Consider the following 12,179-nt stretch of genomic DNA (forward strand, 5'->3'; position numbering starts at 1 on the left):
GCCGCAACCGCTTACACGGTATGCAGGTACCAGTTGTACTCAAGGTCGGAGATGGAGTGTTCAAACTCTTCCAGCTCACTTTCCTTACAGGCAACAAAGATATCGATGTATTTAGGATCGATGTACTTGGCCATCACCTCGCTGTCGTCCAACTCGCGCAGGGCATCGCGCAGGTTGTTCGGCAGGCTTTGCTCGTTCTGCTCGTAGCTGTTGCCTTCCACCGGAGCGCCCGGTTCGATCTTGTTGGTCAAACCGTGGTGTACACCCGCCAGGACCGAAGCCATCAGCAGATAAGGGTTGGCATCGGCACCGGCCACGCGGTGTTCGATACGCACGGCATCGGAAGAGCCGGTGGGTACGCGAATCGCTACGGTGCGGTTGTCCAGGCCCCAGCACGGCGAGTTCGGCACATAGAACTGTGCGCCGAAACGACGGTAGGAGTTGACGTTGGGGCACAGGAACGCCATTTGGGCGGGCAGGGTCTCCAGCACACCGCCGATCGCGTGACGCAATGCGGCGTTCTGCTCGGGATCCTCGCTGGCAAAGATGTTCTTGCCGTCCTTGTCCAGAATGGAGATGTGTACGTGCAACCCGTTGCCTGCCTGCCCTGGGTAAGGCTTGGCCATGAAGGTGGTGTCCATCTCATGGTCGTAGGCGATGTTCTTGATCAGGCGCTTGAGCAGTACTGCGTAGTCGCAGGCCTTGATCGGGTCGGCCACGTGGTGCAGGTTCACTTCGAACTGCGCCGGGGCACTTTCCTTGACGATGGCATCGGCCGGAATGCCTTGCTCCTTGGCACCTTCCAGAATGTCCTGGAGGCAGTCGACGTATTCGTCGAGGTCGTCGATCAGGTAGACCTGTGTCGAGTGCGGGCGTTTGCCGGAGATCGGCGAGCGGGGCGGTTGTGGGCGGCCGTTCACGTTCTCCTGGTCGATCAGGTAGAACTCAAGCTCGAAGGCGGCGCAGATGGTCAGACCGAGGTCGTCAAACTTGCTTACAACTTGGCGGAGCACTTCGCGCGGGTCGGCGAAGAAAGGTTCACCTTCAAGTTCGTGCATGGTCATCAGCAATTGCGCGGTAGGGCGCTTTTGCCAGGGTTCATTGCACAGGGTGTCGGGGATTGGATAACAGATTCGGTCAGCATCACCGATGTCCAGGCCCAGGCCGGTGCTTTCCACCGTCGAGCCATTGATATCCAGGGCAAATAAAGAGGCAGGCAGGTTAATGCCCTTCTCGTAAACCTTGTGGAGGCTGGTGCGTTCGATGCGCTTGCCGCGCACCACACCATTCATATCCGCAATTAGAAGGTCTACGTACAGAACCTCAGGATGATCCTTAAGGAACGCGTTCGCTTCGTTAAGCTGAACGGCACGCGGGGGTACCGACATGATGCAACACCTTTGTTGTTAAAAATATCAATCATTGATCTTTTCTGGTTTCAGTCAACCCGAACGGCTTGCCGAAGTCAAGCGAGGCATTTTTTGCCCTAAAAAAGCGCCATGAAGCCTTTTTTGGGGCTTTTTGGGGCGGTTTTTTGGGTTTAAAGGTCTTTGGACCTGCAGGCTTGAGCGGGCCGTGTTGTATTTTTTACGGGGGTGTTGTGTAAAAAAATGAACAAGGCTAAGCTCGATTCAAACCCATAACAGCAATAATACCGGGGTGCTTCATGTTTCACCTGCCGCCATTCGGCGTCTCTGCGTGCTTGCGCCACACATTGTGCGCAGTCCGTTCGTCCCGCGTGAATGCTCACGCACCGGCCAATATTCTTGACGGCCCGTCCGACCTCCTCTTTGCCAACGCCTGCGCCACCCACCCGCCCATATTCGCCGTGCCGATCATGATTCTGCACAACTTTGGCGTGAGGAATGCAACCCATGGGCAAATGGCAGGTAAGCTCCTACCCTGAATGAACAAGCGACGCGGATGCTGCGTCAACCAACGCCTGGCTTTTAACGGATGCCAGGAAACCCAGCCCAGAGGCATTTATGAGTAACAACCTCGACCAGCTCACCGATTGGTTGAAAGACCACAAGATCACAGAAGTCGAATGCATGATTGGCGACCTCACCGGTATTACCCGGGGCAAGATCTCGCCGACCAACAAGTTCATCGCCGAAAAAGGCATGCGCCTGCCCGAAAGCGTTCTGTTGCAGACCGTGACCGGCGACTATGTCGAAGACGACATCTATTACGAATTGCTCGACCCGGCCGACATCGACATGATCTGCCGCCCCGACCAGAACGCGGTATTCCTGGTGCCCTGGGCCATCGAGCCCACTGCTCAGGTGATCCACGACACCTACGACAAGCAAGGCAACCCGATCGAGCTGTCGCCGCGCAACGTGCTCAAGAAAGTCCTCAAACTCTACTCCGACCGCGGCTGGCAGCCCATCGTGGCGCCGGAGATGGAGTTCTACCTGACCAAGCGTTGCGAAGACCCGGACTTTCCGCTGCAACCGCCGATTGGCCGTTCCGGGCGCCCGGAGACTGGCCGCCAGTCTTTCTCTATAGAAGCAGCCAACGAATTCGACCCGCTGTTCGAAGACGTCTACGACTGGTGCGAACTGCAGGAGCTGGACCTCGACACCCTGATCCACGAAGACGGCACCGCGCAGATGGAAATCAACTTCCGTCACGGCGATGCCCTGTCCCTGGCCGACCAGATCCTGGTGTTCAAGCGCACCATGCGTGAAGCCGCGCTCAAGCACGACGTGGCTGCCACCTTTATGGCCAAGCCGATGACCGGCGAGCCCGGCAGCGCGATGCACCTGCACCAGAGCATCATCGACATCGCCACCGGCAAGAACGTCTTCTCCAATGAAGACGGGACCATGAGCCAGCTGTTTCTCAACCACATTGGTGGCCTGCAGAAGTTCATCCCTGAATTGCTGCCGCTGTTCGCCCCGAACGTGAACTCGTTCCGCCGCTTCCTGCCCGACACCTCGGCGCCGGTGAACGTGGAGTGGGGCGAAGAGAACCGCACCGTCGGCCTGCGCGTTCCAGATGCCGGCCCACAGAACCGCCGCGTGGAGAACCGCCTGCCGGGCGCCGATGCCAACCCCTACCTGGCGATTGCCGCCAGCCTGCTGTGCGGCTACATCGGCATGGTCGAAGGCCACAACCCGAGCGCGCCAGTAGTCGGCCGTGGTTACGAGCGCCGCAATCTGCGTCTGCCGTTGACCATCGAAGATGCCCTTGAGCGTATGGAAAACAGCAAGACCATCGAGAAATACCTGGGGCAAAAGTTCATCACAGGCTACGTCGCGGTCAAGCGGGCCGAGCATGAAAACTTCAAGCGCGTGATCAGTTCGTGGGAGCGGGAATTCCTGCTCTTCGCCGTCTGATGCGCCGGGCGCGTCCTTCAAACGGCGCGCCCTTCACTGAAAAGTCTAGGAGATTGGTATGTCCAGCAACAACCCGCAAACCCGTGAATGGCAAGCCTTGAGCAATGATCACCACCTGGCGCCGTTCAGCGATTTCAAGCAATTGAAAGAGAAAGGCCCAAGGATCATCACCAAAGCCCACGGTGTTTACCTGTGGGACAGCGAAGGCAACAAGATCCTCGACGGCATGGCCGGCCTGTGGTGCGTGGCGATCGGCTATGGTCGCGACGAACTGGCTGACGCCGCCGCCAAACAGATGAAAGAGCTGCCGTACTACAACCTGTTCTTCCAGACCGCACACCCGCCGGTGCTTGAACTGGCCAAAGTCATTTCCGAAGTCGCGCCCGCCGGCATGAACCATGTGTTCTTCACCGGCTCCGGCTCCGAAGGCAACGACACCATGTTGCGCATGGTCCGCCACTACTGGGCGATCAAGGGCCAGCCGAGCAAGAAAACCATCATTGCCCGCAAGAACGGCTACCACGGTTCCACCGTGGCCGGCGCCAGCCTGGGTGGCATGACTTATATGCATGAGCAGGGCGACCTGCCTATCCCGGGTATCACCCACATCGCTCAACCCTACTGGTTTGGCGAAGGCGGCGACATGAGCCCTGAAGAATTCGGGATCTGGGCCGCCAACCAGCTGGAAGAGAAGATTCTGGAGTTGGGCGTGGACAACGTCGGCGCCTTTATCGCCGAGCCGATCCAGGGAGCCGGTGGCGTGATCGTGCCACCCGCCACCTACTGGCCGCGCATCAAGGAAATTCTCGCCAAGTACGACATCCTGTTTGTCGCCGACGAAGTGATCTGCGGTTTTGGCCGTACCGGTGAGTGGTTCGGTAGCGATTTCTACGACCTCAAGCCACACATGATGACCATCGCCAAGGGGCTGACCTCAGGCTACGTGCCCATGGGCGGCCTGATCGTGCGCGACGAAGTGGTGGCGGTGCTCAACGAAGGGGGCGATTTCAACCACGGTTTTACCTACTCCGGCCACCCGGTCGCAGCGGCCGTGGCCCTGGAAAACATCCGTATCCTGCGCGATGAAAAAATCGTCAGCCGTGTACACGACGAAACGGCACCGTATTTGCAGAAGCGTCTGAGGGAGCTGGCTGACCACCCGCTGGTGGGCGAAGTGCGCGGCGTGGGTATGCTCGGTGCGATCGAGCTGGTGCAGGACAAGGTCACGCGCAAGCGTCATGAAGGCAAGGGCGCCGGCATGATCTGCCGAACCTTCTGCTTCGAGAATGGCCTGATCATGCGCGCCGTGGGCGACACCATGATCATTTCGCCGCCGCTGGTGATCAGCCAGGCAGAAATCGACGAGCTGGTGACCAAGGCCCGTCATTGCCTGGACCTGACGTTGGCGGCATTGCAGGGCTGAGTAGATAAATGCGGGGGCCGGTTGAAAGCGGGCCCCTGAACTTGCCAGACTGTCGTCCTGTTTTGTTGCCCTTTGGCTGGGCCCGAAACATAAACAATGTGCGGCCCAAAAAAGAAAAATCGGAGCATCACCCAATGAAGGCATTAGGTTTGAAAAACGCTGGCAAGACCCTCCTCGCCTTGTCCCTGATGGGCGCAATGGCGGGCGCGGCCCAGGCAGACAATAAAGTGCTGCACGTGTACAACTGGTCTGACTACATTGCACCGGACACCATCGCCAACTTTGAAAAAGAGTCGGGCATCAAGGTGGTGTACGACGTGTTCGACAGCAACGAGACCCTGGAAGCCAAGTTGCTGGCAGGCAAGTCCGGCTACGACATCGTCGTGCCGTCGAACAACTTCCTGGCCAAGCAGATCAAGGCCGGCGTGTACCAGGAGCTGGACACGTCCAAGCTGCCTAACTACAGCAACCTGAACAAATCCCTGCTCAAGGCCGTGTCGGTCAGCGACCCGGACAACAAGCACGCGTTCCCGTACATGTGGGGTTCGATCGGCATCGGCTACAACCCGGAGAAGGTCAAGGCCGCGCTGGGCGTGGACAAGATCGATTCGTGGGATGTGCTGATGAAGCCGGAAAACATCGCCAAGCTGAAAAGCTGCGGCGTGAGCTTCCTCGACTCGCCAACCGAAATGCTGCCAATCGCGCTGCATTACCTGGGCCTGCCGACCGACAGCCAGAAGAAAGCCGATCTCAAGCAGGCTGAAGACCTGTTCTTGAAGATCCGTCCTTCGATCGGTTACTTCCACTCGTCCAAGTACATTTCCGACCTCGCCAACGGCAACATCTGCGTGGCCGTGGGTTACTCGGGTGACATCCAGCAAGCCAAGTCCCGGGCGGCTGAAGCCGGTGGCAAAGTCAAAGTCGCCTACGACATTCCGAAAGAAGGCGCCGGCAGCTTCTTCGACATGGTCGCTATCCCTAAGGATGCCGAAAACGTCGAGGCCGCCTACACCTTCATGAACTACCTGCTCAAGCCCGAAGTCATGGCGTCGATCACCAACAGCGTGCGTTTCCCGAACGGTAACGAGAAAGCCACCGCACTGGTGGACAAAGACATCACCAGCGACCCGGGCATCTACCCGTCGGCGGACGTGCAGGCCAAGCTCTACGCGATTGCCGACTTGCCGGCCGCGACCCAGCGTGAAATGACCCGTAGCTGGACCAAGATCAAGTCGGGCAAGTAAGCCCTGGCAGCTGTGGGAGGGGGGTAAGCCCCTCTCCCACAAATTAGATCAAAGAAAGTTTTGCCGGATCGGTTTATCGAGGGTAAGTTGCGCGCCGGTTTTGTTGCCGGGCAACAACTTTGGGCCCAACTATTTAAGAGGACCTCCACTTGCCAATTTCTTTATTTCGCAAAGCCTTGCTGGTGGGTGCAGGTATCACGCTGGCTGTCAGCGTGCAGGCCGCATCGACGGTGCATGTTTATAACTGGTCGGACTACATCGGCCCCGACACCCTGGCCAACTTTGAAAAGGCCACCGGCATCAAGCCCGTGTATGACGTGTTTGATTCCAACGAAACCCTGGAAGGCAAGTTGCTCGCCGGGCGTACCGGCTATGACGTGGTCGTGCCGTCCAACCATTTCCTCGGCAAGCAGATCAAGGCCGGGGCGTTCCAGAAGCTCGACAAGTCACTGCTGACAAACTACGCCAACCTCGACCCGGCCCTGCTCAAGCGCCTGGAAAAGAACGACCCGGGCAACCAGTACGCGGTGCCGTACCTGTGGGGCACCAATGGCATTGGCTACAACGTCGATAAGGTCAAGGAAGTGCTGGGCGTCGACCATATCGATTCCTGGGCGGTGTTGTTCGAACCGGAAAACATGAAGAAGCTCGCCACCTGCGGTGTGTCGTTCATGGATTCGGCCGATGAAATGCTGCCGGCAGTGCTCAACTACATGGGCCTGGACCCTAACAGCACCAACCCGGCCGACTACAAGAAGGCCGAAGAGAAGCTGCTCAAAGTGCGGCCCTACGTGACTTACTTCCACTCCTCCAAATACATCTCGGACCTGGCCAACGGCAACATCTGCGTGGCTGCCGGTTTCTCCGGTGATGTGTTCCAGGCCAAGGCCCGCGCGGCCGAGGCGGGCAAGGGCGTGAACATCGCCTACGCAATTCCCAAGGAAGGCGGCAACCTCTGGTTTGACGTACTGGCGATCCCCAAGGATGCGAGCAACGTTAAAGAGGCTCATGCCTTCATCAACTATTTGCTGCAACCTGAGGTGATCGCCCAGGTCAGTGATTACGTCGGTTACGCCAACCCTAACCCCGGGGCGGACAAGCTGATGGAACAATCGATACGCACCGACGCAGCGGTTTACCCACCGCAGGCGGTTCTCGAGCGGACATTCGTCAACTTCGAGCTACCCCCGAAAGTGCAGCGTTTAATGACCCGTAGCTGGACCAAGGTCAAGACGGGCAAGTAAGGCTCAAACTATCCAAGGCTGGCCCGTATTGGGCGAGCTGCACTCTTTTTTTGGGAGTTTCGTAAATGGCAGTTGCCTCCGGCGCCTATAAGAAAGCCCTCGAGGGCGACCAGACACCGAAAAAGGTGCTGGTCAAAATCGACCGGGTCACGAAGAAGTTCGACGAGACGATTGCGGTGGACGATGTGTCCCTGGAAATCAAGAAAGGCGAGATCTTCGCCTTGCTCGGCGGTTCGGGTTCAGGCAAGTCCACCTTGCTGCGTATGCTCGCAGGTTTCGAGCGCCCAACCGAAGGCCGCATCTACCTGGACGGCGTGGACATTACCGACATGCCCCCCTACGAGCGGCCGATCAACATGATGTTCCAGTCCTATGCGCTGTTCCCGCACATGACCGTGGCGCAGAACATCGCGTTCGGCCTGCAGCAGGACAAGATCCCCAAGGCCGAAGTCGACGCCCGCGTGGCCGAGATGCTCAAGCTGGTGCAGATGAGCCAATACGCCAAGCGCAAGCCGCACCAGCTGTCCGGCGGCCAGCGCCAGCGTGTCGCCCTGGCCCGTTCCCTGGCCAAGCGCCCCAAACTCTTGCTGCTCGATGAGCCGATGGGCGCCCTGGACAAGAAGCTGCGCTCGCAGATGCAGCTTGAGCTTGTAGAGATCATCGAGCGCGTCGGCGTGACGTGCGTGATGGTAACCCACGACCAGGAAGAGGCCATGACCATGGCCGAGCGTATTGCGATCATGCACCTGGGCTGGATCGCCCAGATCGGCAGCCCGATCGACATCTACGAAACCCCTACCAGCCGCCTGGTGTGCGAGTTCATCGGCAACGTGAACATCTTCGACACCCAAGTGGTGGACGACGCCGAAGGCCATGCGGTGCTCAAGTGCCCGGACCTGGATCGCGACATCTACGTGGGCTACGGCATCGCTACTTCGGTGGAAGACAAGTCGGTGACCTACGCGATTCGCCCGGAAAAACTGCTGGTCACCACCGAAATGCCAACCTGCGAGCACAACTGGTCCAGCGGCAAGGTGCACGATATCGCCTACCTGGGCGGTCACTCGGTGTTCTATGTGGAGCTGCCGAGTGGCAAGCTGGTGCAGTCCTTCGTCGCCAACGCCGAACGCCGTGGCCAGCGCCCAACCTGGGGTGATCAGGTTTACGTGTGGTGGGAAGACGACAGCGGCGTGGTACTTCGCTCATGAACATGAAGAAATTCAAGCGGCGCTTGGATCGCATAATCCCCAATGGCAAGCAGGTGGTCATCGGGATTCCATTCCTCTGGCTGTTTCTGTTTTTCGCACTGCCGTTTTTCATCGTATTGAAAATCAGCTTTGCCGAAGCCGACGTGGCGATCCCGCCCTATACCGAGATCTACACCTACGTTGAGCAAAAGCTGCAAGTGGTGCTGAACCTGGCCAACTACAGCCTGTTGGCGGGCGACGAGTTGTACATCGCCGCCTACCTGGGCTCGTTGAAGATGGCGTTCTTCAGCACGCTGCTGTGCCTGCTGATCGGCTACCCGATGGCCTACGCCATCGCCACGGCGCGCAAAGAGATGCAGACCGTGCTGGTGCTGCTGATCATGATGCCGACCTGGACCGCGATCCTGATCCGCGTGTATGCGTGGATGGGCATCCTCAGCAACAACGGTTTGCTCAACGGCTTCCTGATGTCCATGGGGCTGATCAGTGAACCGTTGCAGATCCTCAACACCAACATCGCGGTGTATATCGGCGTGGTCTACTCGTACCTGCCGTTCATGATCCTGCCGCTGTACGCAAATCTGGTCAAACACGACCAGAGCCTGCTCGAAGCTGCCTCCGACCTCGGTTCGAGCACCTTCAACAGCTTCTGGAAAATCACCGTGCCGCTGTCCAAGAACGGCATCATCGCCGGCTGCATGTTGGTGTTTATCCCAGTGGTGGGCGAGTTCGTGATCCCGGAACTGCTCGGCGGCCCGGAAACCCTGATGATCGGTAAAGTGTTGTGGCAGGAATTCTTCAACAACCGTGACTGGCCGGTGGCTTCTGCCTTGGCCGTGGTGATGCTGGCGATCCTGATCGTGCCGATCATTCTGTTCAACCGCAGCCAGGCCAAAGAGCTGGAGGGCAAGATATGAAGCGCTTTCGTTTCTCCAGCTTCATGCTGGTCGCAGGCTTGTTGTTTATCTACCTGCCGATGTTGATCCTGGTGATCTACTCGTTCAACGAATCCAAGCTGGTGACGGTGTGGGGCGGTTGGTCGATCAAGTGGTACGTGGGCCTGCTGGACAACACCCAGTTGATGGGTTCGGTGGCCCGTTCCCTGGAAATCGCCTGCTACACGGCGGTGGCCGCGGTGGCGCTGGGCACGTTGGCGGCATTTGTGCTCACGCGTATCAGCCAGTTCAAGGGCCGTACGCTGTTCGGCGGCCTGGTGACGGCGCCGTTGGTCATGCCTGAAGTGATCACCGGCCTGTCGCTGTTGCTGCTGTTCGTGGCCATGGCGCAGATGATCGGCTGGCCCCAGGAACGTGGCATCGTCACCATCTGGATCGCGCACACGACGTTCTGTGCGGCGTATGTGGCGGTGGTGGTGTCGGCGCGCTTGCGTGAGCTGGATTTGTCGATCGAAGAAGCCGCGATGGATTTGGGCGCGCGGCCGTGGAAGGTGTTTTTCCTGATCACCATCCCGATGATCGCGCCGTCCCTGGCGGCGGGCGGCATGATGTCGTTTGCGCTGTCCCTGGATGACCTGGTACTGGCCAGCTTTGTATCGGGCCCGGGTTCCACCACCTTGCCGATGGAAGTGTTCTCGGCGGTGCGCCTTGGGGTTAAACCCGAGATCAACGCGGTGGCGAGTCTGATCCTGTTGGCGGTGTCGTTGGTGACCTTCCTGGTGTGGTTCTTCAGCCGTCGGGCCGAAGAGCATCGCAAGAAGGCCATCCAGCAAGCCATCGAAGAAGCCGCGGCTGACGGCTGGCAACAGCCGGACAAGCGCCGCGCTCCAGCCCCGGTCTAAAGCTGGGTGAGGTCCAAATGTGGGAGGGGGCTTGCTCCCTCCCACATTTGATCGCATTTCAACTCAGCTACGCCAACCACGGCGACGTGCGAATCACCTCGACAAAATTCATCGGCCTGAACCCCGGCTCCTGATCCACCAGCACATCCGTCTTCACGTTGCCAAACGTGGTCTGCGGGCGATGGCGCAAGCCGTCGGCAAACGCGCAGATGATGCACTCCTTGAACCCTTCACCGCGTGGATGCGCATGCACCACCGCTTCGCGCTGCACCGTGGAAAATGCGGCGTAGTCCATGCCCAGCACGTCCATCTCCACCCCGGCGGTCACCAGCGCCACGGTGGGGCGCAGGTGTTGCGGCACACCCGGTGTGGTGTGCAGGGCGATGGACAACCACACTTGTTCGATATCGTCATCGCTCAGCCCGTAAGGCTTGAGGAACGCGGCGGCGGCATTGGCACCGTCCACTTCGAAACGCTGGTCGTCACTGCGATGACCTTCCACCAGGCCCAGGTCGTGGAACATTGCGCCGACATACAGCAGCTCCGGGTTGTAGGCCAGTTGCTTGCGCTCTCCGCTCAAGGCGCCGAACAGAAATACCCGGCGCGAGTGGTGGTACAGCAGGTCGGATTCGATGTCGCGGATGTATTCAGTGGTGGCTTTGGCCAAGGCGCTGTCGGGGATTTTGATGCCGGCGATGGTGGTGTTCATGGTGGTGCTCCTCTGGAAAGCATCCAGTCTGTTCGCGCTTGGGCGACGCAGCTATCGAGACGAGGGCGCGTTTTCGGCCAATGTGCTGCCACATCGCGCCAAGGCTGCGCGCGATCTAATGTGGGAGTTGGCTTGCCTGCGATAGCATCACCTCGGTATACCTGATGAGCCCAGGTGTCTGCATCGCAGGCAAGCCAGCTCCCACAGGGTGTTGCGTCAGCCCAGAGATAAAGGTCTCCCATGCACAAAACCGTCGCGATCCTGATCTTCCCCGGCGTCCAGTCACTGGACGTGACCGGGCCCATGGATGTGTTCTGCGAGGCCAACCGCTTCCTGGCGCCTGACGATCACTACCGCCTGGAGGTGATCGGTTTCGGCCACGGCACTCTGGCTGCCTCCAATGGCCTGTCATTGCAGGCGCACAAGCACTACAGCGAAGCCCGGCAGCCCTACGACCTGTTGCTGGTAGCGGGCGGCCCGCAACTGCCTTTCGAAGATTTCGGCCCTCAGTTTGATGAGTGGCTGCGCGGTGCCGCTGCCAGGGCACAGCGCTTCGGCTCGATCTGCAACGGCGCCTTCATGCTGGCCCGCGCCGGTCTGCTGGACGGTAAAACTGTCACTACCCACTGGAATGACGCCGCCAGCCTGGCGCGCCTGTGCCCTTCTGCCCAGGTCGAGGCCGACCGTCTCTATGTGCAGGACGGCAACCTCTACACCTCGGCCGGGGTCACGGCGGGTATCGATCTTTCGCTGTACCTGCTGGCCCAGGATCACGGCCCGGAAGTGGCGCTGAGCGTGGCCAAGCGCCTGGTGGTGTTCACCCAACGCTCGGGCGGGCAATCGCAGTTCAGCCCGTTTCTCACTCCCCATGCCGAGGCCACTTCGGCGGTGGCGCTGGTGCAGTTGTACGTGCTGGCCAACCTGACCGGGGATTTGACCATTGCCGATTTGGCCAGGGCGGCCAATATGAGTGCGCGCAATTTCTCCCGGGTGTTCGCCCGTGAAGCGCGGATCACGCCGGCGGAATTTGTCGAGCGCGCGCGGGTGGATGCGGCGCGGGTGATGCTCGAAAGCAGCCCGGCGCCGCTCAAGACGGTGGCCTATCAATGCGGATTTCGCGACGCCCAGCACATGCGCAGCGTGTTCAATCGCCGTCTGGGCGTCACGCCGCAACAGTTCAGGCTTAACTTTGCGGCGCCGGTGTAGCGA

10 protein-coding genes are annotated in these 12,179 nt (G+C 59.4%); 8 read left to right on the forward strand and 2 right to left on the reverse strand.

The window, feature by feature from the left end; genetic code table 11:
* Nucleotides 1-11 precede the first annotated feature (11 nt).
* Nucleotides 12-1,388 carry a glutamine synthetase family protein gene (locus E4O97_RS11155; protein ID WP_003213894.1) on the reverse strand — a complete coding sequence of 459 codons (1,377 nt, stop codon included), beginning with the start codon at nt 1,386-1,388 and terminating at the stop codon, nt 12-14.
* A 597-nt stretch (nt 1,389-1,985) separates the two neighbouring features.
* Here E4O97_RS11155 and E4O97_RS11160 point away from each other — a divergent pair.
* The 7 genes from E4O97_RS11160 (at nt 1,986) to E4O97_RS11190 (ending at nt 10,261) form a co-directional block, all read left to right on the forward strand.
* Complete coding sequence (locus tag E4O97_RS11160) at nt 1,986-3,344, forward strand: glutamine synthetase family protein (protein ID WP_003195249.1); 1,359 nt, start codon at nt 1,986-1,988, stop codon at nt 3,342-3,344.
* Between the two features lie 58 nt (nt 3,345-3,402).
* Nucleotides 3,403-4,767 carry an aspartate aminotransferase family protein gene (locus E4O97_RS11165; RefSeq protein WP_216090448.1) on the forward strand — a complete coding sequence of 455 codons (1,365 nt, stop codon included), beginning with the start codon at nt 3,403-3,405 and terminating at the stop codon, nt 4,765-4,767.
* A 149-nt stretch (nt 4,768-4,916) separates the two neighbouring features.
* Entirely contained in the window at nt 4,917-6,011 is a 1,095-nt protein-coding gene (locus E4O97_RS11170; protein WP_032803992.1) for a polyamine ABC transporter substrate-binding protein, read from the forward strand.
* Nucleotides 6,012-6,160: 149 nt separating this feature from the next.
* Nucleotides 6,161-7,255, forward strand: a complete 1,095-nt coding sequence (locus E4O97_RS11175; protein ID WP_005792355.1) for a polyamine ABC transporter substrate-binding protein — start codon at nt 6,161-6,163, stop codon at nt 7,253-7,255.
* A 65-nt stretch (nt 7,256-7,320) separates the two neighbouring features.
* The gene (potA, locus tag E4O97_RS11180) at nt 7,321-8,463 is read left to right on the forward strand and encodes a polyamine ABC transporter ATP-binding protein (protein WP_003195240.1); all 1,143 of its coding nucleotides are present in this window, start codon (nt 7,321-7,323) and stop codon (nt 8,461-8,463) included.
* Between the two features lie 35 nt (nt 8,464-8,498).
* Nucleotides 8,499-9,380, forward strand: a complete 882-nt coding sequence (locus tag E4O97_RS11185) for an ABC transporter permease subunit (RefSeq protein ID WP_231989070.1) — start codon at nt 8,499-8,501, stop codon at nt 9,378-9,380.
* Nucleotides 9,377-10,261 carry an ABC transporter permease subunit gene (locus E4O97_RS11190; protein WP_003195236.1) on the forward strand — a complete coding sequence of 295 codons (885 nt, stop codon included), beginning with the start codon at nt 9,377-9,379 and terminating at the stop codon, nt 10,259-10,261. The genes E4O97_RS11185 and E4O97_RS11190 overlap by 4 nt, the downstream gene beginning before the upstream one ends.
* A 67-nt stretch (nt 10,262-10,328) precedes the next feature.
* Here E4O97_RS11190 and E4O97_RS11195 read toward each other — a convergent pair whose 3' ends face one another.
* A complete protein-coding gene (locus E4O97_RS11195) occupies nt 10,329-10,970 on the reverse strand; it encodes an HD domain-containing protein (protein ID WP_032878860.1) in 642 nt (213 codons plus the stop codon).
* Nucleotides 10,971-11,210: 240 nt separating this feature from the next.
* On the opposite strand from E4O97_RS11195, the gene E4O97_RS11200 reads away from it, so the two are divergent.
* A complete protein-coding gene (locus tag E4O97_RS11200; protein ID WP_103734203.1) occupies nt 11,211-12,176 on the forward strand; it encodes a GlxA family transcriptional regulator in 966 nt (321 codons plus the stop codon).
* Nucleotides 12,177-12,179: the final 3 nt, after the last annotated feature.

The organism is Pseudomonas sp. W15Feb34 (assembly GCF_023127765.1).
Lineage (GTDB): Bacteria > Pseudomonadota > Gammaproteobacteria > Pseudomonadales > Pseudomonadaceae > Aquipseudomonas > Aquipseudomonas synxantha_A.